The sequence below is a fragment of the Streptomyces sp. MH60 genome (genome assembly GCF_002939385.1).
In the GTDB taxonomy this organism is placed as follows: Bacteria; Actinomycetota; Actinomycetes; order Streptomycetales; family Streptomycetaceae; genus Streptomyces.
Window position 1 is genome coordinate 1 of record NZ_MULI01000063.1, and the last position, 19,951, is coordinate 19,951.

Consider the following 19,951-nt stretch of genomic DNA (forward strand, 5'->3'; position numbering starts at 1 on the left):
GCGCCGCACGGCGCTCCGCGGGCCCCATGCCCGGCACCGGGCCGGGGTCGATGCCGTCCCCGGGGACGTGCCGGGGTGCGGCGAGCCGGGTGCGCACGGCCTCCACCAGGGCGTCCCGCACACCGTCCACCGCGCGGCCGGGGTCCGCCGCGGGCGCCGCGACGGCGAGCGAGGCCACCGGTTCGTACCCCGCGATCTCCCGCGCCCCGGCGCGCAGAATCAGCGCATGCCCCGGCGGAACGCGCTTCACGCCGTCGTACGGGGTGGAGTCGTCCAGCGCGGCCGGCACGTCGGGCGTGGCGAGCAGCGCGGCGAGGTGGCCGAAGTCGAGGTTGGCCTCGACGAGGTCGGCGAGCGGCAGCGCGGCGGTCGCGTAGGCGGTGCCGCCCGCCCAGGGGGTGTGGAAAACCGGCCGCGCGCCCGCGAGGTCGCCGCAGACGGTGATCCGCCGCCCCACCTGGACGACGGCCGTGTAACTGCCGGGCCACGCCGTCAGATGCCGGAGCGCGCCCCCGCGCGCGGCGAACAGTGCGACGCGCAACTGCTCGTCGCTCGCGCCGCAGATGCCGAGGACGGCGATCCGGGTCTGCGGGTCGGCGCTGACGACGCGCACCTCGTCGGGGCGCCAGTCGCCGACCGCCCACAGGGGATCGGGGTCGCTCCACAACGGCTGGGCGCCCACGGGCTGCACGGTCTCGCCGTCGTAGCCGGTGGCCCCCGCGGAACCGGCCGCTCCGGCGATCCCGGCTGCTCCCACGGCGGCGCTGCTCCACCCCACCAACCACCGCATCGACGCCTCCACAGGCTGGGGACAACCAGTGCACCGTACGAACTGGTTCCCCATGCTGCCATGAAGGGCGCGCCACAGAGCGTCGGCGGAGCCGCGTGTGCTCCCTGCGGGCGTTCTCGCGGAGACTCACGCGAGAACGCCGGCTCCCTTGCACCGCCCCTCGGACACCGTCCGGGAGGAGGTGAAGACGACGCGAATGCGCCCCCGCAACGCGCCCTTTTGGCTCCCCCACGCGCCCTCAACTGCCGTGGTGAGGGCGGTAGTACCCCGAAATCACCAGAGGTGATTTTCAGCCAAATCGACGTCACGCAGTCGCACCCGAACACGCTCCGTACAAACCCTGCGCCCCGCTGGGCGGCATGCCGCCGGCGCGCGGTCCGGGGGACGGGACTCGCCCCCCGGACCGGTCCGCCGCCCGCGGGGATGTAGGCGGCGGCGTCCCCCAGCCCACTGGATCCAGTACAGCGGGCCGACCCACGCATCGCCCATGGAATCGCTCCCGCCGTGGCCGGAGAAGAGCGCACGCACGGGCGCACGGCCACACATCGGGAGCACGCGGCAACAGACCGTACATACACCGCACTTGAGTACGGACCACAATCCCGCCATCCGGAACAATGCCTCTTAACGCCTGGGATGCGGCGAACTACGCTGGGTTTACGAATGCCGCGTGGTTATGCCAGCGCGGCAGCCGTCTGTGTCGAGGGGTGGCGCATGTCCAGGGAGCAACGCGGGCCGAACGAAAAGCTCGGCACCGTTCTCGCCCTCGCGGGAATCAGCAACGCAGGACTCGCCCGGCGCGTCAACGACCTCGGCGCCCAACGCGGGTTGACACTTCGCTACGACAAGACGTCGGTGGCGCGCTGGGTGTCGAAGGGCATGGTGCCGCAGGGCGCGGCGCCGCACCTCATCGCCGCCGCCATCGGCCAGAAGCTCGGCCGCCCGGTGCCGCTCCACGAGATCGGCCTGGCGGACGCGGACCCCGCCCCCGAAGTGGGCCTCGCCTTCCCCCGGGACGTCGGCCAGGCGGTCAGGTCCGCCACCGAGCTGTACCGTCTCGACCTCGCCGGCCGCCGGGCCGGCGGCGGCATCTGGCAGTCGCTCGCCGGGTCGTTCGCGGTGAGCGCCTACGCGACGCCCGCCTCGCGATGGCTGATAACCCCGGCCGACAGCTCGGTGGCGCGCGAGGCGGGCCCGGCCGAGGGCTCCGGCGCACCGCTCAAAGTCGGCCACAGTGACGTGCAGAAGCTGCGCGAGGCCGCCGAGGACGCCAGACGCTGGGACTCCAAGTACGGCGGAGGGGACTGGCGTTCGTCGATGGTCCCCGAGTGCTTACGCGTCGAGGCGGCACCGCTCCTCCTCGGCTCCTACTCCGACGAGGTCGGCCGCGCCCTGTTCGGCGCCTCGGCCGAACTGACCCGCCTGGCCGGGTGGATGGCCTTCGACACCGGCCAGCAGGAGGCGGCCCAGCGGTACTACATCCAGGCCCTGCGCCTGGCCCGCGCGGCGGCCGACGTCCCGCTCGGCGGCTACGTACTGGCCTCCATGTCCCTCCAGGCGACCTACCGCGGCTTCGGTGACGAGGGCGTGGACCTCGCCCAGGCCGCCCTCGAACGCAACCGCGGCCTGGCCACGGCCCGCACCATGAGCTTCTTCCGGCTGGTGGAGGCGCGGGCCCACGCGCGCGCGGGCGACGCGGTGGCGGCCGGGGCCGCCCTGAAGGCCGCCGAGAGCTGGCTGGAGCGCGCCCGCCCGGGCGACAGCGACCCCTCGTGGCTGGGTTTCTACTCCTACGACCGGTTCGCCGCCGACGCGGCCGAGTGCTACCGCGACCTGAAGGCACCACGCCAGGTCCGCCGCTTCACCGAGCAGGCGCTGTCGCAACCGACGGAGGAGTTCGTACGCTCGCACGGGCTCCGGCTCGTCGTCTCGGCGGTGGCCGAGCTGGAGTCGGGCAATCTGGACGCGGCCTGCGAGCAGGGCGTGCGGGCGGTCGAGGTGGCCGGCCGCATCTCCTCGGCCCGCACCACCGAGTACGTGAAGGACCTCCTGCACCGCCTGGAGCCGTACGGCGACGAGCCGCGCGTGGTGGATCTGCGCGAGCGCGCCCGCCCCCTGCTGGTGACTCCGGCCTGACGGACCGCCCGCTTCCGGGTTTGAAGGCATTGTCAGTGGCGCAGTGCACTATCGAAGTCGGGAGGTGGACCGGGATATGGAACAGACGTTCGACTGTGATGTGCTGGTGATCGGCGGCGGGATCGTCGGCCTGTCCACGGCGTACGCGATCACGCGCGCCGCCCCGGGCACCCGCGTCACGGTCCTGGAGAAGGAGCCGGGCCCCGCCCGCCACCAGACGGGCCGCAACAGCGGGGTCATCCACAGCGGTGTCTACTACCGCCCGGGCTCCCTGAAGGCGCGCTACGCGGTCCGGGGCGCCGCCGAGATGGTCAAGTTCTGCGCCGAGTACGGCATCGCCCACGCCGTCACCGGCAAGCTGATCGTGGCCACCGACCGCGCCGAGCTGCCCCGCCTGCACGCCCTCGTCCAGCGCGGCCGGGAGAACGGCATACCGGTGCGCGAGCTGAGCGGCGCCCAGATCCAGGAGTACGAGCCCGAGGTCCGGGGCCTGGCCGCCATACACGTCGGCACCACCGGCATCTGCGACTACGGCGCCGTGGCCCGGCAGCTCGCCCGCGCGTCCGGGGCGGAGATCCGCTACGGCGCCGAGGTGCACCGCGTCGACCGGCGCCCCGGCCTGGGCGTCGCCGTGCGCACCCGCGCGGGGCACGTGCTCCGCGCGCGGGTCCTGGTCAACTGCGGGGGGTTGCACTGCGACGAGATCGCCCGGCTGACCGGGGACGACCCCGGCATGCGGATCGTCCCCTTCCGGGGCGAGTACTACGAACTGGCGCGACCGGAGCTGGTGCGGGGGCTGGTGTACCCGGTGCCGGACCCGGCGTTCCCGTTCCTCGGGGTGCATCTGACCCGGGGCATCGACGGCGGCGTGCACGTCGGGCCGAACGCGGTGCCGGCGCTGGCGCGCGAGGGGTACGGCTGGGGCGTGGTGCGCCCCCGTGAGCTGGGCGCGACCCTGGCCTGGCCGGGTTCGTGGCGGATAGCCCGGCGGCACTGGAGGTACGGCGCGGGCGAGCTGCGGCGGTCGCTGTCCAGGACCGCGTTCACGACGGCGGTCCGCAGGCTGCTGCCGGCGGTGACGGACGGCGACCTGGTCGCGGCCCCGGCCGGCGTGCGGGCGCAGGCGGTGCTGGCGGACGGCACCCTGGTGGACGACTTCCTGATCAAGGAGGGCGCCCACGCGGTGCACGTCCTGAACGCGCCGTCCCCCGCGGCGACCGCGTCCCTGCCCATCGGCCGGGAGGTGGCGCGCCGGGCCCTGGCGATGCTGGCGGACTAGAGCACCTCCGGCGCACTCCTCCTAGTCTTGCCCGGGCGCGCTGCTGCCCTGGTACGAGCCGAGGCCCTCGATCAGGGCCACCAGGGCCGGGTCCCCCGCGAAGCGCTCGGCGTGGATCTGCTGGATGAGTTCGCCCGTGGCCGGGTCCTCGTCGTCGGTCAGGTCGTGCGAGACCATGTGCCGCACCAGCGGCAGCCCGATCTCGTCGACCCGCCGGTGCAGCGGAGCGAGCATGTACGCCCGGTAGGCCGCGATGTCCTCGACCGCGAACATCGCTCCGTAGTCGAAGTCACCGCCCACGTCCCGCCCGACCGCCCAGTACGCGACGGCGTCGATCTCACGCCCCATCCTGCGGAGCATCCCGAGCGCCTCCTCGACCTTGTCCTGCGGTGCGTCGGGGCGCATGGCGAGGCGGATCTGGTGGTGAATCACGGCGTCTCTCCTCCACGGTACGGCGAATGGCTTCACGCTATCGCTTGAGTTATAGACTGTAACTAGTTCGATAGGCCATCGCAACCGCGTGCGCGGACTAAAATCGACGCATTGTGTCTGACTTCCACCACACCCCCGAGGCCGAAGCCGCTGCCCCGCACGCGGCCGGGACCTCCCTGCGCCACGTCCGCGCCAAGGGCGAGCCCCGTTTCCCCGACGGCCCGAAGGCCGATCCCGCCGGGTCGCACTTCGAGCGGCGGATCCGGAGTTTCCAGCCCCGGCGGAGCCGGGTGACCACCGGGCAGGCGGACGCGTTGCAGCGGCTGTGGCCCGCGTGGGGACTGGACATCGACGGACAGCGGCTCATCGACCTCGCCGAACTCTTCGGCAACGACCACCCCGTGGTCCTGGAGATCGGCTTCGGCATGGGCGAGGCCACCGCCCGGATGGCCGCCGCCGACCCGGGCACCAACATCCTCGCCGTCGACGTCCACACCCCCGGCCAGGGAAACCTGCTCGGTCTCGCGGAGCGGGAGGGGCTGTCCAACATCCGGGTGGGCAACGGCGACGCGATCATCCTGCTGCGCGAAATGCTCGCCCCCGACTCCCTCGCCGGGCTGCGCGTCTACTTCCCCGACCCGTGGCCCAAGAAGCGGCACCACAAGCGGCGGCTGATCCAGCCGGAGTTCCTGTCCCTGGCGGCCGCCCGGCTCGCCCCGGGGGCCGTCGTGCACTGCGCCACCGACTGGGAGCCGTACGCCGAGCAGATGCTCGACGTGCTCACCGCGCACCCCGGCTTCGAGAACACCGTGCCCGGCGGCGGATTCGCGCCACGTCCCGAACACCGGCCGCTGACCCGTTTCGAGGGCCAGGGACTGGAGAAGGGACATGTGGTGAACGACCTGCTCTTCCGTCGCGTACCGCACAAGGAGCTGCCCCCCACCGGTTAGGGTCCATGCCGTGGCCACCTGTCCCCCGCACCCGACCCGTGCGCACCGGCATACGCACTGGTGGCAGCGCACCTGGGTCCGTTACGGCGCGCTGATCACCCTGCTCGCGCTCTCCGGGCTGGTGATCCTGGCCCTGGTGCGCGAACAGACCGGCACCCAGGGCTTCCTGGTGGGGCTGGGACTGGCGGTACTGCCCGTGCCGCTGCTCATAGCCGCGTTCCGCTGGCTGGACCGGGTGGACCCCGGCCCCTGGCGCAACCTGCTCTTCTGCTTCGCCTGGGGGGCCTGCGCGGCGGCGCTGATAGCGATCGTCGCCAACAGCTTCGCGACCCGCTGGATAGCGACCGCGACCGCCGACCCGGCCGGCGCGGACACCCTGGGCGCCACGGTGATAGCTCCGGTCGTCGAGGAGTCCGCCAAGGCGGCCGCCGTCCTCCTGGTCTTCCTCTTCCGCAGACGGGACTTCACCGGCATCGTCGACGGCGTCGTCGTCGCCGGGGTCACCGCCACCGGCTTCGCCTTCACCGAGAACATCCTGTACCTGGGCACCGCCTTCGGCACCGACCAGCTCACCGGCGACAGCGGCATCGCCTCCGTCACCGCGGCGACCTTCTTCGTGCGGGTCGTGATGTCGCCGTTCGCGCATCCCCTGTTCACCGTGCTCACCGGCATCGGCTTCGGCATCGCCGCGCTCTCGGCGGGCCGGCACCGCCTGCGCCGGGCGCTGCTCCCCCTGGCCGGGCTGCTGCTGGCGATGGGCGTGCACGCCCTGTGGAACGGCTCGGCCGCCTTCGGGGAGTACGGCTTCTTCGCCGTGTACGCGGCGTTCATGGTGCCGTCCTTCGGCCTGCTGACCTGGCTGGTGATCTGGACCAGGCAGCGCGAACTGCGCACCGTACGGGCCGAACTGCCCGCGTACGTCGTCGCCGGATGGCTCACGCCCGCGGAGCCGTACGCGCTCGGCTCGATGCGGGCCCGCCGCATCGCCCGGCAGTACGCCCGCCGGCACGCCGGGAAGGAAGGGGCGCGGGCGGTGGCGCGGTACGAGGCCTGCGCGACCTCGGTGGCGTTCCTCAGGCAGCGCGGGCGCCGGGGCAGGGCGGGCGCCGACTTCACCGTGCGGGAGCGGGCGCTGCTGGAGGCCCTGTGGCAGCTGCGGGACGTGGCCCGCCCGGCGCTGGACTACGCGGCCCGGGCCACGGCACCGCCGCCGCCCGTGCCGCGGCCGGTGCCGCCGTGGGTGTACCCGTACGGCGGGGCGCACCCCGGGTACGCCCCCCGGACCGCGCCCGCTCCGTACGCCCCGCACATCCCGTACACGCCCCACGCCCCCTACGGACCGCAGGCGCCTCTCGTCCCGTACGCGCCGCAGTCCCCGTACGCCCCGTACGCGCCCCCCGGCCCGCACCGGCCGTAGGTCCGCGCCGTCCGTCCGCTCAGGCGGACGCCCGCGTCAGCCGCTCGACCTCGTCCCCCGTCAGGCTCAGCTCGGCCACGCCCAGCAGGGCCGGCAGCTGCTCCACCGTGCGCGCGGACGCGATCGGTGCCGCCACCGTCGGCCGGCCGGCCAGCCAGGCGAGGGCCACCGTGGCGACGGGAGCGTCGTGGGCCTCGGCGATCTCGTCCAGGGCGGCCAGCACCCGGCGGCCCCGCTCGGTCTGAAGGTGCTTGGCCGCACCGCCCGCCCGCGGGCTGTCCACGGCGGTGCCCGGCCGGTACTTGCCGGTGAGGAAGCCGGCCGCGAGGGCGTAGTACGGCACGGCGGCGAGACCGGCCTGCTCGGCGAAGTCGCGCAGCTCGCCCTCGTAGGTGTCGCGGGAGACCAGGTTGTAGTGCGGCTGGAGGGCGACGTACCGGGCGAGGCCCTCGCGGTCGGAGAACTCCAGGGACGCCGCGAGCCGCTCGGCGGAGATGTTGGAGGCGGCGATGTGCCGCACCTTGCCGGCCTTCACCAGCTCGTCGAGCGCGCCGATGATCTCCTCGACCGGCACCTCGGGCTTGTCGAAGTGGGTGTAGTAGAGGTCGATGTGGTCGGTGCCCAGGCGGCGCAGCGAGGCGTCGGCCGCGGCCTTGATGTTCGCGGCGGACAGCCCCGGGTACTCGGGGTGCTGGCTGACCTTGGTGGCGAGGACGACGTCAGCACGGTTGCCGCGGGCCGCGAACCACTGGCCGAGGACGGTCTCGGACTCGCCGCCGCTGTTGCCGTCGACCCAGGCGGAGTAGGAGTCGGCGGTGTCGACGAAGTTGCCTCCGGCCGCCGTGTAGGCGTCCAGGACGGCGAAGGACCGGTCCCGGTCGGCGGTCCAGCCGAAGACGTTGCCGCCCAGGGCGAGGGGGAAGACCTTGAGGTCGGAGGAACCGAGTGTGCGCAGGGAAGTCATGTAAGGCGTCAACGACCGCACCGCGGCAGGCCATTCCGGCATACACGCAAAAACCCCGCAAACCGGCAGCCCTGACGTCGGGGGGTTGCCGTCAGGACCGCCGGAGGTTCAGCGGGGTGGATCAGGAGGCGGGGCGGATCAGGGCGTGAGCCCCTTGCTCTGCAGCCAGGCCATCGGGTCGATGCCCGAGCCGCCGGCGGTGTGCACCTCCAGGTGGAGGTGGGCGCCGGTGACGTTGCCGGTGGCGCCGACGCGGCCGATGACGTCACCGGTGGTGACCTTCTGGCCGACGCTGACATTGATGGACGACTGGTGCGCGTACCAGAGTTCGGTGCCGTCGTCGAGGGTGAGCACGGTCTTGTAGCCGTACGAGCCGTCCCAGCCGGCCGACGTGATCGTGCCGCTGTGCACCGCCTTGAGCAGCGTGCCCGTGGGGGCGGCGAAGTCGAGGCCGGTGTGGTGGCCGGAGGCCCACAGCGAGCCGGCCTGGTTGAACGTGGAGGAGATCGTGTACGAGGAGGTCGGCAGCGTGTACTGCTTGGCCAGCTTCGCGAGCCGCTCGGCCTCGGCCTTCTTCGCGGCCTCCTCCTCCGCCTTCTTCTTGGCGGCGGCGGCCTTCTCCTGAGCTTCCTTCTCCGCCTTGGCGGCGGCTTCCGCGGCCTTCTTCTCGGCGGCGGCCCGAGCCTCGGCGGCGGCCTTCGTCTCGACCTGCGCCTGCTGCTGCTCGGCCTGCGCCATGATCCGGGCCCGCAGCGACTCACCGGCGTCGGTGGTGCCGGTGCCCTCCGCGCTGTCGGCGGCGACGGCCTGGGTGACGCCGCTGAGCGGGGTGGCGGAACCCTCGGGCTCCGGCGCCTCGTCGTCGCCGGGCAGGAGCGAGCCGACGTTCGGCAGGTCCGGCATGGAGATGGACACCGGCGGCTTGCCGGTCTGCGCGCTGGCCATGCCGCCCGCGCCGACGGCGGCTATGACCCCGACGCCGAGGACGGTGGAGCTGCGGGCGAGCCCGCCGCGCTGCTTGGCGACGCGGTGCCGGCCGCGTACGGGGCGGATGGATTCCGCGGTGGGATTCCATTCCTCCCAGGGACCCTCTTCGGCACGGGGGGCGTCGTAGCCGAAGGTGTCGGTGCCGTGCCCGGTGGGCACGAACGGGGCCTCGGGGGCAGGCCGGTTGGACGCCACGTGGGCGTACTCCTTTCCTTCCTTCCGCCTACCGGGTTAGCTGACGGGTTCGGAGCAGGAAGGTCTCCTACGGGTGTGCGCCGACCGTGCGGACACGGTGGCATACGCCCGATTCACCCCAATGTGGTGGTTCCCCGGTTCCCTTGCGGGATTCGGCGCGTGCGCACGGAGCCGCCTTCTGTGACGGCTGGGACGACCGCGCTGCGTTATCGAACGTTAATAGACGCGGGGCTCTGTTTCCAAGCCGTTCCTCTTGATCGTTAACGGAAACGGCCGGGACGTACGCCTCACGGTCGGTGAAAACCGGTCGAGTTGACCCCGCCTCGGTATTCCCCTTCACGCCACGTTCTTCTGATGGTGCGTCAGTTGTTATGCGGAGGGGGTTCGCACTGTCACGGCTCGTGACAATGATCATGATCACCGCGCCGGGGCCGCCGTACGGCGAGCAGCGCCATGTCGTCCGCCATGCCGCCCCCGGAGTGCCGGCGCACGTCCTCGGCGAGGGTGTCGAGCAGGGTCGCCGGATGCCGGAAGACCCGGCCGGCCAGCCGCGCCTGCGGATCGTAGAACTCGCCCTTCGCGTCCCGGGCTTCGGTCAGTCCGTCGGTGTAGAGCAGCAGCGTGGCCCCGCCGGGAAAGGCGACCTCCTCCGCCCGGTCGGGCCACACGCCCAGCTCTCCCATGCCGAGCGGCAGCGCCGACTCCCGGGCGGGCAGCGGGCCGAGGGTGCCGTCGGCGTAGAGCAGCAGGGGCGGCGGATGGCCGCGGTTGACGATGCGGACCGTCCCCCCGCCGTGCGGGACTTCGGCGAGTACGGCGGTGGTGAAGCCCTCGAAGGCGTCCAGTCCGTCGCGACGGGTGCCCTCGCGCGCCAGCGCCCGCTCCAGCCGCTGCGCCACCGCCTCCAGCGTCGCCTCCTGCTCGGCGGCCTCCCGGAAGGCACCGATCACGACGGCGACGGCGGCCACCGCGCCCATGCCCTTGCCGCGCACGTCCCCGACGATGAGCCGGACGCCGCGGGCACTGTCCTGCACGGCGTACAGGTCGCCGCCGATGAAGGCGTCCGCCTGCGCGGCCTCGTAGCAGACGGCGATCTCGAAGCCCGCGATCCGCTCGGCGGGCTGGGGCAGCACGGCGCGCTGGGCGGCCTCGGCGATCTCGCGGACGGAGACGAGCCGCTCGCTGCTGCGCCGGACCATGCCGTTCACGAGGACGGCGAGCGCGGCGACCGTCGCGATGGTGATCAGCTCGGTGAGGGAGTCGACGTAGTGGATGACGCCCTTGCCGAGTTGCAGCCCGATGACCGCGGCGACCACGGCGACGCCGGTGAGCGCCGTGCCGCGCCGAGAGTAGAGCGGGGCGGCGATCAGGGGCGCCGCCGTGTAGAGGGGGCCGGCGGTGAAGTACCTCGGGGTGAAGATGTCGTACAGGACGGCGACGACGATCAGCAGCACGGGGAGTGCGTGCACGAAGGTGCGCCCGTACCCGGTCCGCCGGCGTGGCGGTGCGGCCGGGGCCGTGAGGGGCTGCGGCTCGTCACCGAGGCCGAGGCCCGGGTCGGGCACGGGATCGCCGGGGAGCCGGCCGCCGGCTCTGGCGTACGCTCCCTCGTCGTCCACGTCACCTGGCCGCACCACTCGTCTCCCGCCGCCCCGCACGTCCGCGCCGCTTGCCGTCCCGACTCCAGGTTTCCGGGAGCGGGGGCGGGCGGCGAGCGGTGAGGGGCCGACCGGATGACACGCAACGCCATGCCGAAACGCACCGAGGGCCGGAACCCTTTCGGATTCCGGCCCTCGGCCTTCAGTAGCGGGGACAGGATTTGAACCTGCGACCTCTGGGTTATGAGCCCAGCGAGCTACCGAGCTGCTCCACCCCGCGTCGTTGTGTTCACCACTGTACGTCATCCGGGGACCGGAATGCACATCGGTATCTCCCGCCCGGCTCCCTACCCCTCCAGATGGCGGTTCGGCGCCTTCGCCCGCTCCGTGTACTCGGCCAGTACGACGACGGCGGCGCCCCCCGCGGCCAGCACCCCGCTCCCGTCCGCCCCCGCCACGAAGGTGTCCGGCTCCCGCCAGGCCGTGACGACCCGGCGCACCCCGGCGTCGAGGATCAGCCGGGCGCAGGGGGCGGGCCGGGAGGCGCGGCGGGCACAGGGCTCCAGGCTGCTGTACACGGTGGCGCCCGCGAGCCGCCGGTCGGCGGGACCGACCTTGGCGAGCGCCGCCTCCTCGGCGTGCACGACCGGATCACCGCCCTCCCGGGAGTACCCCCGCGCCAGCTCGCTCCCGTCGGCGGCGACCACGACCGCCCCCACGCTGAAGGCGGTGTCCGACGGCGGACACAGCTCGGCCAGCTCACATGCGAGCGCCAGCCAGTGCCGGTCGGCGGCGGCGACCCGGTCACCGGTGCCGGGGGCGGTGGGCCGGTACCGCATCAGGACGACGTCCTCGATCCGCCGCGTCTCGACCAGCGCGAGCCGCCCGCCCTGGTAGGCGCCGGGCCCGAACAGCCGGGGCGCGGCCGGGTCCCCCACGAACAGCGGAGCGAGGACGAGCTGCAGCTCGTCGGCCAGCTCCTGCTGGAGCAGCTGGGTGTGGACCGTCCCGCCCCCTTCGACCATGAGCCGCCGCACGCCCCGCCGGTCATGCAGGTACTCCAGCGCCGCACGCCAGTCGAGCACCGGGCCCAGCGGCACGACATCGGCACCGATCCCGAGCGCGCGGGCCCGCCGGGCGCCGTCGTCCGTGGTCAGCAGCAGCTTCTCCCCGCCGGTGTGCCAGAACCGGGCCGCCGGGTCCAGCTCGCCGCCGCCGCTGACGGTGACCTTGAGCGGGTACTCCGCCCTTCCGGCCGCCGTGCGGGCCGCCCGCCGCTCGGCCGAGTTCACCAGCAGCCGCGGGTTGTCGGCCCGGATCGTCCCGGCCCCGACCAGGATCGCGTCCACGGAGGCCCGCACCTCGTCGACCCGGTCGAAGTCGGCGGGGCTGGAGAGCAGGAGCCGGTCGGGGCCGGTGTCGTCCAGGTATCCGTCGAGGGAGACGGCGGCGGAGAGGAGGACGTGCGGGAGGGGCATGGCGGCACTCCGGTGGGACGAGCGGGGCGAACGGACGGACTGGCGTGGAGTGCCGCCATTGTCGGTCATGGCCGGGGTGGGCCGGTGAACTCGCCGTCCGTCTCCGGCGGGCGCCGTCCGGGACTCATCGTCACCGTTCGCTGCAAGGGGTCGTTCGTCATGGAACGGCCGCCCGCCGCCGACCACGGGGCCAAGCCCTCCGGCGGACGCCCGACGCCCCTTCCGGCCCTGGGTGATCTCGGCACTGCGCCGGTCCGGCGGCCGGGTCAGCCCCAGTCGCCGTTGACCCACGAGAGCAGGCGGGCGCGCTTCGTGTAGGAGCAGAAGGTGTGGTCCGCGCCGGACGCGGTGTACGTCCCGGAGCCGTACCGCAACTCGTACCCCTGGTCGCCGGGGCCGTACTCGCCGTCGCGGCGGCCGTCCAGGTCGTCGGCCCAGTCGAGGAGGCCGAAGTCCAGGCCGAGGCCGAGGTTCTCGAGGTAGCGGCCGGGGTCGGCCGGTTCCACCGGAGCGGGGCGATCGTCCGACGCGGCGGCGTGCCTGTCCTCCAGGCAGCCGTCGGACCGCACCGGCTGACCGAGCCACCACCCGGCCAGGAACACGGCGTACAGGAAGGTGACGACGCCGAGGCGGCGCGGGGTGATCCAGGCGGGCATCCGGCCCTACCTCCAGTCGCCCTCGAACCACGCGCCGAGACGGGGCCGTTCACTCGTGTCGTTCGTGCAGGCCACGGCGTAGGACGTGTACGTCAGGGACATCACGTGGTCGTTGCCCACCACCAGCGAGTCGGAGGCCGGACCCGCGATCGGTGCGGGCGTGGGGGACGGCTGGGTCCGGTACCGCTCGGCGGCCCGGTCGATCGCGGCCTGGTCGGCCCGGCACTCCGGGGCCACGGGCTGCCCCAGGTACCAGCCAGCGACGAACACGCCGTAGACCGCGGCGGCGGCGCCGAGGCGGCGTGGGGTCACTCGCCGGGGTCGGAGGTCAACCCGGCCTGCGCCGTGCGGAGTTGTGCTCATGCCGGAGGACTTTACCCGTCGGTCCGACGGGCCCCCGGTCACTCACCCGCTGTCCGGGGGACGGAGAAGGCGCCCCCGGCGGCCGCCAGCACCGCGGCCTCCGCGGCCCGTTCCGGGAGACGCGGGTCGGGATCGGCGCGCAGGAGCACCAGTTGGTGGTAGAGCGGCGCCGTGGCGGCGATCAGCAGGCCGCGGGCGTCCACGTCCCGTGCGGGGAGTTCGCCGCGCTCGACGGCGCGCTCCACGAGGACCTCGCACTGGGCGTACCGGTCCGCCCACAGTCGCGTCTGGGCCCGCGCGGCCTGCTCGGAGTGGAACGACGCGGCCATCAGGGCGACGGCGAAGGACGGCCGTACGACGAGGGACTCCCGGATCTCCCGGTTGAGTGCCGTCAGATCGCCGCGCAGGGAGCCGGTGTCCGGCGGCCGCCAGTCCATCTCGCCGGCGGCGTCGATGACGTCGACGAGCAGCCCGCCCACGTCGCGCCACCGCCGGTAGACCGTGGTGCGGTGAACTCCCGCGCGGGCGGCGACGCCCTCCACGGTGAGTCCTTCGTGACCGGCCTCGGCGAGTTCGGCGCGCACCGCGTCGAGAACCTGGGCACGGATGCGGGCGCTGCGACCGCCCGGACGGCGCTCCGGCGTCGCGAGCGATCCACTGTCCGCTTGATCGATACGACTGTCTCGTGCCACCCTCTTAATGCTACACCTGTCGCACTAGTGGTCCGCCGAGAGGATCCGCCTTGCCGATGCCCGCTCTCCCCGCCGATCCCACCGTGCTCCACCCGATGCCCGAACAGCCCCGGGTCGTGCTGCTCAAGCCCCTGGTGCGGTCCCCGCTGATCGAGGTCGGCGAGTTCTCCTACTACGACGATCCGGACGACGCGACCGCCTTCGAGACCCGCAACGTGCTGTACCACTACGGGCCCGAGAAGCTGGTGCTCGGGAAGTTCTGCGCCCTGGGGACCGGCACCCGCTTCATCATGAACGGCGCCAACCACCGCATGGACGGCCCGTCCACCTTCCCCTTCCCCACCATGGGCGGCTCCTGGGCCGAGCACTTCGACCTGCTCACCGGCCTGCCGAACCCCGGGGACACGGTGGTGGGCAACGACGTCTGGTTCGGCAACGGCGCCACCGTGATGCCCGGCGTCCGCATCGGCCACGGCGCGATCATCGCCACCGGGGCCGTGGTCACGAGCGACGTGCCGGACTACGGCATCGTCGGCGGCAACCCGGCCCGCCTGATCCGCACGCGCCACGAGGAGCGGGACATCGCCCGGCTGCTCGCGGTGGCCTGGTGGGACTGGCCCGTGGAACACATCACCGAGCACATCAGGACGATCATGTCGGGCACCGTCACGGAACTGGAGCGAGCCGCCGCGGTCGTGCGCTGATCGAAGTCAGCTTCCCCCGTTGCCGAGAAGGTGCTGGGCTCCCGCGACGAACCGTGAGCGCTCCTGCCGGAACTCGGCGTTCTCGCGGTCGAGCCGTTCGTCCATCTCCTCGAAGGTGAGGGCCCGGTCGAACGCGATCTCGAAGCGGCGCCTGTTCACGTCGTAGATCCCCTTCGCGAGGTCGGCCATGTCCTCCGGGCCGGCCACCCGCACGTTCCAGATCGCGCGGCGCAGCATCCTCATGGCCGCCTGGCTCTCCTCACGCAGTTGCTCCCACCCGCCTGCCGAGCCCGGCGACCCCGCACCCGCACGCCGGGCCGCCACGATGTCGTCGAGGGAGGCGATGAACCGCTCGGCGGCGTCCATGACCTCCGCGTAGGAAGCGCGGCGGTCGGTGCGGAGTTGGCCGCGCTGCTCGGCCCTCTCCTGAGCCGCGATCTGCTCCAGGGTGGCGCGCCGCTGCATCCAGGCGCCCATGAAGGCTCCGCCCAGGGCACCGGCGACGCCTATGAGTGCCGCCAGCACGGCGGCCGTGTTCTCGTTCACGAGCACCCTGTCTAGAACAGATCATCTTCCCGCTCAAGGGAGGAGGAAGGGACTACGCCGAAACGAACAGGACCCCAGCTCGTTGAGGTGAGCCCGGGTGCCCTCCATGCTTCGTCCTTGCGTGCCGCGCATCTCACAGATATGCGGACATGGTCAGACGCCGTGTGGACGGGACCCCGGCTTCTTCCCGCGAAGCCTTTCGGGCGGTGGGGGCCGTTTCGTCATGCCAGGACGGCTTTCAGCACCTGCGCCGTGTCGGCCAGGCTGTCCAGCACGACATCGGCGCCGGCCTCCCGCAGCTCGGCAGCAGGCGTCTTCCCCGTGGCGACTGCCACGACCCGCACGCCGGCCGCGTGCCCGCCTTCCACATCAGCCGGGGTGTCCCCAAGAAACACAGCCTCACTCGCGGTCACGCCCGCCCGAGTCAGCGCCTTGCGCAGCAGCTCCGGCCGCCCTTCACCGTCCTCGCCGAACGCTCCCTCACCCAGGAGCACATAGCTGTCCAAACCGAAGATCGCCAGCTTCACCTCGGCGGCCACACGCACGTTGCCAGTCACCACCGACTGCCGCACCCCGCGCTCCTCGATGGCCGCCAACGCCGCAGCGGCACCCGGCAGTGCGTGTCCGCGCTCGCGCAACTCGGCCGCTCGTCGCACATGCACCGCACCGAGCGCATCGGAGAATCGAGTGAACAGCGCCTCGTCGTAATCCACACCGTGCAGCCGCGTGGTCTCGCGCAGAATGACCCGCTCCGTCGACCCCGTCACCGACGCCTGCTCCCTCAACGGCAGTCCCGTCACCTGCTCGAAGGCCACGGCCCACAACTCACCGCCCACCCCGCGCGTCGCCATCAGCGTGTGGTCGATGTCCCACAGCACCAGTTCCGGCACCGACGCCTCCTCTCTCTGCAACAACGGGGTCCCCACGCTTCGGGCACCCTACGCTCAGAGGACCGAGCAAGGAGCGGGCGATGGTTGCAGCAGACCTCCCCATCGGGGACTGGATCAGGCACCACCGCGGCGGACGCCGTCAGGACGCTGTCGCCGGGTTGGTCGGCATCAGTCCCGACTACCTGTCGCAGATCGAACGCGGCCTGAAGGTCCCGTCGCTGCCGATCCTCTACGCGCTCGCGCAGGAGCTGGGGGTGCCAGCAGCAGCGCTGCTGTCAGAGCAGGCGCCCGCGACCGAGGAGGCGGCGGACACCGCCAAAGCAGCGGTCGGCCGGGCCTTCCTCGGATACGGCCCCGCCCGCAGCACAAGACCCGTGCCCTCGGCCGTGCTGCGGGACCGGGTGGAGGCCGCCTGGCAGTCCTGGCAGACCAGCGGCAATCGTTTCACGGAGGCCGCCGAGACGCTGCCAGACCTGGTCGCCGATGTCGAGCACGCCACCCGGGCTGCCCGAGCCAGCACCGACCCAGCCGAGCGGCGGGCCGTACTGCGTGCCGCCGCCGATCTCTACTGCCTGCTCCGCTCATACCTGCGGCGCACGGGCCGAGTCGACCTCGCCACCATCGCCGCCGACCGGGCCAAGCGCGCTGCCGAGGACGCCGACGATCCGCTCCGTATCGCCGCCGCGCAGTGGAACTTGGGCCACGTCCTCCTCGCCGCCGGCCAGCCCGCCGAGGCGGAGGAACTGGCGCTCCGCGCCGCCGAGCAGGTCGCCGCCACGACGATGCCCGAGACCGAGCAGGCCGCCATGGTCGGGGCTCTCCAGCTTGTCGCGGTGGTCGGGGCCGCCCGGCGCCGCCGGTGGTGGGAGGCCCGGGACCGGCTGACTCAGCAAGCAGCGAAGGCCGCCCGGCGGGTGCCGGACGACAGCAACGTGGCCCGGACCGTATTCGGGCCGACGAACGTCGCACTGCACGCCCTGTCCATCGACATGGAGGCCGGTGAGACCGGCGAGGCTCTGCACACTGCGGACGCCATCGACACCAGCGGCCTGCCCAGCCGGGAGCGAGAGTTCACGTTCGGCCTGGAGGTCGCGGCCTGTCACTCTCAGCGCCGCGACGACGCCGCCGCACTGCTCGCCCTCCGCGACCTGGAAACTCTCGCCCCCGAAGACCTTGCGCGCACCCCCCTCGCCCGCCAACTGGTGCTTACGGTTATCCGACGCGCCCGGGGCATGCACGCTCGTCAGGCCGAGCAGTTGGCCGAGCGGATCGGCCTCGTCTAAAGGACGAGCCCGTGGCTCACCCGAGCTCACAGCTCGAGTGGACCGGTCAACACCTACATACGGTCACGGTTCTGGGACAGACCGCGATGACCGTAGAGGTGTGATCATGACCAACGAACGGGCACTTCGTCCTGTCGAGTCAAGACCGGGCGTACTGGTGCATCCAGCGGCCAACCGTCAGCCGGCCGCGTCTCGCTGGCTGCTGTCGACGGTTCGGCACCGGGATCGGGCCCGGACGGAGTGGCAGGAGCACGGACTCACGATGCTGCCGTTGGGCACACTGTTCTCCGCGGTCCGTCTGCCACAGCGCCTGGTGCTCGCCGTCACTGGCGGGACCGGCCCCTCGCCTGAGGTCGACGCCGTCCTCGGCGAGGTCCTCGGCGGCGGCCCGGTCATCTGCGACCCGCACGGCCACCGGTATTACGCCCTCGTTCCGGCCAGCACGCCCACCACGTGGCACCAGGCGGTCGACGACTGGCGTGTGGTGGACGTCGACTGTCTCGGCCGCCACACCTACCTGGGCGTGCCGCGCGTCGACCTCACCGCTCTCGACCGACGGACGTACGCGTCGTACTGGGCGGTACCGATGCCGTCGATGGCCACGCTGTGCGCACCGATCGCTGTCGCCCGCCTCATCGCCGTCGGCCGGCACCAGCTGACCGAGCAGCCGGACGAAGAGAGACCGGCGTAACAGGGGACCCCAAAGCCCCCGCCCCGGGCCCCAATCCTGGACAGGTCGAGCCCCGGGCGGGTTGCTCAGCGGCCGGAGACCGCTTCTCCGCAGGAGACAACCAAGACTCTGGAGGCAAGTAATGCAGCAGAACCTGTACGCGCTGTCGGCAGCCGACGCGTCCACCCGGAAGTGGTGCGGTGGCAATCTCGGCGGCGACAACGAGACCTGCGTGACCACCGTGCCGCTGGCGGGCGCCGTGGATGCGTACGCCGTCGGCGACTCCAAGGCCGAGGCGAACGGCAGCGAGCTGCGCATGACCGGCGCGGAGCTCGACTCGTTCGCCATCGAGTGGGCCCGGAACCGCGGCCTCGCGCTCTAGGCTGTCCGCCCACCTTCACGCCCACCACGGGCCGCCCCGCGCGCGGGGCGGCCCGTTCCTGAAGGGATCTCATGACCGTTACCACACCCGAACGAGTGATTCTGACCAGCCAGTCCTGGTCGGGTCACTGGCACGGTTTTGGCCCCTGGACCGGGTCGCCCGCGAGCTACTTCAACGAGGGCAACAGGCGGCCCGCACACGAGATCCTGCCCGACCCCGGTGCGTCCTGCGCCGACCGATACCGAGAGGCTGCCAGCGAGTTCACCAACGGGGCCCTGCCTCCGCTGATGACCGGGCACTGGCTGCTGAAGCGCGGGCAGGCCGCGCGGGCCCGTACCTGGACGGCCGCCGCCGACGCCACACAGTGGCTGAAGGAGCAGTACGTCAGCAGCCCGCCCTTCGAGCGGACTGATGGAGCGCAGGCGTATGTCGGGCTCGACGTGAAGCTCGACTATGCCCTCAACGTGCTCCCGCGAGGCGTCGATGTCTCCTGGGTCCACTGGACGCCTTCCCGCTCCCTGTTTGCCGCTCAGGTCGTGTGCTGCCCGAACCTCCATCACTCGAATATCACGTGCCCCCTGCCCCCTCGTGATCTGTGAGGAGAGATCATGTCCCTCCGCTTACTGCTGCCCGCCGAGGGCGTAGCTGGCCTCCTGTCCGCCTGGGCCGATCAGCCCCGTGTGTACGACCGCAGGCTGACCGAGGACGACGAGGCCCTGAGCCTGGACTACTTCAACGAGCTGGTCGACACCGGCTGTGCGCCTCCTGACGAGGTCGCCGTGATCAAGGCGGGGCCCGCCAACCGGGCAGCGTTCCTCACCAACGGCCGCATCGACCCGGTCAAGCTGAGTGCCTTGCGGGATCAGGGCTATACGATCCGCTTCGGAAATCTGCAGCGCTGGCTGCCTGCGTTCCACCGCATCTCCCAGGACATTCAGCGAGAGACCGGCTACTCGAACTACATGCACGCCTTCCTGACCCCCGGGGGCGAGCAAGGACTGCTGCATCACTGGGATCAGCAGATGGCCGTCATTGTTCAGGTGTCCGGCACCAAGACCTGGCAGTTGTGGAAACCGCCCGTTGAGTCCCCGATGCGCGAGTTCAACGAGTCGTTCCGAGTGTGGCGCGACGACTTCATCCCCGCATGGGAGGCCGCTGGCCCTGCCTTTACGGTCGAGCTGGCGGCCGGACAGACTCTGTTGTTGCCTCGCGGCTGGGTCCACAACCCGCATGCCCTGAATCACAGCGATCCCAGCTTGCACCTCACGTTCGCCATCCGGGAGCGCACGCCCCTGTGGCTCGCCGAGCAACTGCTCGCGGAGGCTGTCCAGCAGCCGGAATTCCGCCGCGTGCTTCTCCCTGGTGAGTTGGAGCTGCCGACCCTCGCCGAACGGCTGGCCGAGACCAAGCAGGCCATCGCCGCGTTCCTTGACACGCTCGACATACCAGCAGCGGCGGCTCGCGTGCGGAAGGCGGCCCTGACCGAGCAGGAGTACAGCACCTGACGAGGATGGGCCGGCGGTCGCTGCGGTGTGTCCT

The 19,951-nt window shown here is 72.2% G+C and carries 20 protein-coding genes, 1 tRNA gene, 1 pseudogene and 1 riboswitch; of the genes and pseudogenes, 10 read left to right on the forward strand and 12 right to left on the reverse strand.

Translation table 11 applies throughout. The features are described from left to right. Positions 1 to 790: pseudogene (locus BZZ08_RS28960) on the reverse strand (asparagine synthase-related protein); the annotation flags it as partial. 714 nt (positions 791 to 1,504) lie between these two features. Here BZZ08_RS28960 and BZZ08_RS28965 point away from each other — a divergent pair. Both BZZ08_RS28965 and lhgO read left to right on the forward strand, forming a co-directional pair. Further along, positions 1,505 to 2,926 carry an MFS transporter gene (locus BZZ08_RS28965; RefSeq protein WP_104635167.1) on the forward strand — a complete coding sequence of 474 codons (1,422 nt, stop codon included), beginning with the start codon at positions 1,505 to 1,507 and terminating at the stop codon, positions 2,924 to 2,926. A 76-nt stretch (positions 2,927 to 3,002) separates the two neighbouring features. Next, complete coding sequence (lhgO, locus tag BZZ08_RS28970; protein ID WP_104635168.1) at positions 3,003 to 4,205, forward strand: L-2-hydroxyglutarate oxidase; 1,203 nt, start codon at positions 3,003 to 3,005, stop codon at positions 4,203 to 4,205. A gap of 21 nt (positions 4,206 to 4,226) precedes the next feature. Here the strand turns inward: lhgO and BZZ08_RS28975 are convergent, their stop codons facing one another. Then, positions 4,227 to 4,637: a Dabb family protein gene (locus tag BZZ08_RS28975; RefSeq protein WP_104635169.1), complete on the reverse strand. Its 411-nt coding sequence runs from the start codon at positions 4,635 to 4,637 to the stop codon at positions 4,227 to 4,229. A gap of 113 nt (positions 4,638 to 4,750) precedes the next feature. Between BZZ08_RS28975 and trmB the strand changes: the two genes are divergently transcribed. Together trmB and BZZ08_RS28985 are read left to right on the forward strand one after the other, a co-directional pair. After that, the gene (gene trmB, locus BZZ08_RS28980; protein WP_104635170.1) at positions 4,751 to 5,587 is read left to right on the forward strand and encodes a tRNA (guanosine(46)-N7)-methyltransferase TrmB; all 837 of its coding nucleotides are present in this window, start codon (positions 4,751 to 4,753) and stop codon (positions 5,585 to 5,587) included. 10 nt (positions 5,588 to 5,597) lie between these two features. Further along, a complete protein-coding gene (locus tag BZZ08_RS28985; RefSeq protein ID WP_104635171.1) occupies positions 5,598 to 7,004 on the forward strand; it encodes a PrsW family intramembrane metalloprotease in 1,407 nt (468 codons plus the stop codon). Between the two features lie 19 nt (positions 7,005 to 7,023). Here the strand turns inward: BZZ08_RS28985 and BZZ08_RS28990 are convergent, their stop codons facing one another. The 8 genes from BZZ08_RS28990 to BZZ08_RS29025 all read right to left on the reverse strand — a co-directional run bounded on the left by BZZ08_RS28990 (position 7,024) and on the right by BZZ08_RS29025 (position 13,937). Further along, positions 7,024 to 7,968, reverse strand: a complete 945-nt coding sequence (locus BZZ08_RS28990; protein ID WP_104635172.1) for an aldo/keto reductase — start codon at positions 7,966 to 7,968, stop codon at positions 7,024 to 7,026. A gap of 138 nt (positions 7,969 to 8,106) precedes the next feature. Next, entirely contained in the window at positions 8,107 to 9,150 is a 1,044-nt protein-coding gene (locus BZZ08_RS28995) for a M23 family metallopeptidase (protein ID WP_104635173.1), read from the reverse strand. Between the two features lie 10 nt (positions 9,151 to 9,160). Continuing rightward, positions 9,161 to 9,318: riboswitch (cyclic di-AMP (ydaO/yuaA leader) on the reverse strand. A 224-nt stretch (positions 9,319 to 9,542) separates the two neighbouring features. Then, a complete protein-coding gene (locus BZZ08_RS29000) occupies positions 9,543 to 10,769 on the reverse strand; it encodes a PP2C family protein-serine/threonine phosphatase (protein WP_198601743.1) in 1,227 nt (408 codons plus the stop codon). A 185-nt stretch (positions 10,770 to 10,954) separates the two neighbouring features. Beyond that, positions 10,955 to 11,028 (reverse strand) — tRNA-Met (locus BZZ08_RS29005). A 67-nt stretch (positions 11,029 to 11,095) separates the two neighbouring features. Then, entirely contained in the window at positions 11,096 to 12,226 is a 1,131-nt protein-coding gene (locus tag BZZ08_RS29010) for a dihydrofolate reductase family protein (RefSeq protein ID WP_104635174.1), read from the reverse strand. A 266-nt stretch (positions 12,227 to 12,492) separates the two neighbouring features. Beyond that, entirely contained in the window at positions 12,493 to 12,882 is a 390-nt protein-coding gene (locus BZZ08_RS29015) for a hypothetical protein (protein WP_104635175.1), read from the reverse strand. Between the two features lie 6 nt (positions 12,883 to 12,888). Then, entirely contained in the window at positions 12,889 to 13,245 is a 357-nt protein-coding gene (locus BZZ08_RS29020; protein ID WP_104635176.1) for a hypothetical protein, read from the reverse strand. A gap of 38 nt (positions 13,246 to 13,283) precedes the next feature. Continuing rightward, positions 13,284 to 13,937, reverse strand: coding sequence for a TetR/AcrR family transcriptional regulator (locus BZZ08_RS29025; RefSeq protein WP_241965595.1), 654 nt, complete (start codon positions 13,935 to 13,937; stop codon positions 13,284 to 13,286). Positions 13,938 to 13,993: 56 nt separating this feature from the next. On the opposite strand from BZZ08_RS29025, the gene BZZ08_RS29030 reads away from it, so the two are divergent. Next, entirely contained in the window at positions 13,994 to 14,641 is a 648-nt protein-coding gene (locus tag BZZ08_RS29030) for a CatB-related O-acetyltransferase (RefSeq protein WP_198601744.1), read from the forward strand. A gap of 6 nt (positions 14,642 to 14,647) precedes the next feature. On the opposite strand, the gene BZZ08_RS29035 is transcribed toward BZZ08_RS29030, so the two are convergent. Both BZZ08_RS29035 and BZZ08_RS29040 read right to left on the reverse strand, forming a co-directional pair. Next, positions 14,648 to 15,187: a hypothetical protein gene (locus tag BZZ08_RS29035; protein ID WP_133169233.1), complete on the reverse strand. Its 540-nt coding sequence runs from the start codon at positions 15,185 to 15,187 to the stop codon at positions 14,648 to 14,650. Positions 15,188 to 15,408: 221 nt separating this feature from the next. Further along, complete coding sequence (locus tag BZZ08_RS29040; RefSeq protein ID WP_104635195.1) at positions 15,409 to 16,077, reverse strand: HAD family hydrolase; 669 nt, start codon at positions 16,075 to 16,077, stop codon at positions 15,409 to 15,411. Between the two features lie 80 nt (positions 16,078 to 16,157). Here BZZ08_RS29040 and BZZ08_RS29045 point away from each other — a divergent pair, with 80 nt between their 5' ends. The 5 genes from BZZ08_RS29045 to BZZ08_RS29065 all read left to right on the forward strand — a co-directional run bounded on the left by BZZ08_RS29045 (position 16,158) and on the right by BZZ08_RS29065 (position 19,917). Further along, positions 16,158 to 17,360 (forward strand): helix-turn-helix domain-containing protein, encoded by a 1,203-nt coding sequence (locus tag BZZ08_RS29045; protein ID WP_104635178.1) that lies wholly within the window; start codon positions 16,158 to 16,160, stop codon positions 17,358 to 17,360. Positions 17,361 to 17,631: 271 nt separating this feature from the next. Then, positions 17,632 to 18,051 (forward strand): hypothetical protein, encoded by a 420-nt coding sequence (locus BZZ08_RS29050; protein WP_241965596.1) that lies wholly within the window; start codon positions 17,632 to 17,634, stop codon positions 18,049 to 18,051. A gap of 121 nt (positions 18,052 to 18,172) precedes the next feature. Then, positions 18,173 to 18,412 carry a DUF397 domain-containing protein gene (locus tag BZZ08_RS29055; RefSeq protein ID WP_104635179.1) on the forward strand — a complete coding sequence of 80 codons (240 nt, stop codon included), beginning with the start codon at positions 18,173 to 18,175 and terminating at the stop codon, positions 18,410 to 18,412. A gap of 95 nt (positions 18,413 to 18,507) precedes the next feature. Beyond that, entirely contained in the window at positions 18,508 to 19,011 is a 504-nt protein-coding gene (locus BZZ08_RS29060; protein ID WP_241965597.1) for a hypothetical protein, read from the forward strand. A 9-nt stretch (positions 19,012 to 19,020) separates the two neighbouring features. Continuing rightward, a complete protein-coding gene (locus tag BZZ08_RS29065) occupies positions 19,021 to 19,917 on the forward strand; it encodes a JmjC domain-containing protein (protein WP_104635181.1) in 897 nt (298 codons plus the stop codon). Positions 19,918 to 19,951: the final 34 nt, after the last annotated feature.

Coding starts and splice junctions, on each gene's coding strand:
- BZZ08_RS29010 (WP_104635174.1), bottom strand. CDS start 12,226: ATGCCCCTCCCGCACGTCCTCCTCTCCGCCGCCGTCTCCCTCGACGGA.
- lhgO (WP_104635168.1), top strand. CDS start 3,003: ATGGAACAGACGTTCGACTGTGATGTGCTGGTGATCGGCGGCGGGATC.
- BZZ08_RS29065 (WP_104635181.1), top strand. CDS start 19,021: ATGTCCCTCCGCTTACTGCTGCCCGCCGAGGGCGTAGCTGGCCTCCTG.
- BZZ08_RS29045 (WP_104635178.1), top strand. CDS start 16,158: ATGGTTGCAGCAGACCTCCCCATCGGGGACTGGATCAGGCACCACCGC.
- BZZ08_RS29055 (WP_104635179.1), top strand. CDS start 18,173: ATGCAGCAGAACCTGTACGCGCTGTCGGCAGCCGACGCGTCCACCCGG.
- BZZ08_RS28990 (WP_104635172.1), bottom strand. CDS start 7,968: ATGACTTCCCTGCGCACACTCGGTTCCTCCGACCTCAAGGTCTTCCCC.
- BZZ08_RS29020 (WP_104635176.1), bottom strand. CDS start 13,245: ATGAGCACAACTCCGCACGGCGCAGGCCGGGTTGACCTCCGACCCCGG.
- BZZ08_RS28965 (WP_104635167.1), top strand. CDS start 1,505: ATGTCCAGGGAGCAACGCGGGCCGAACGAAAAGCTCGGCACCGTTCTC.
- BZZ08_RS29015 (WP_104635175.1), bottom strand. CDS start 12,882: ATGCCCGCCTGGATCACCCCGCGCCGCCTCGGCGTCGTCACCTTCCTG.
- BZZ08_RS29030 (WP_198601744.1), top strand. CDS start 13,994: ATGCCCGCTCTCCCCGCCGATCCCACCGTGCTCCACCCGATGCCCGAA.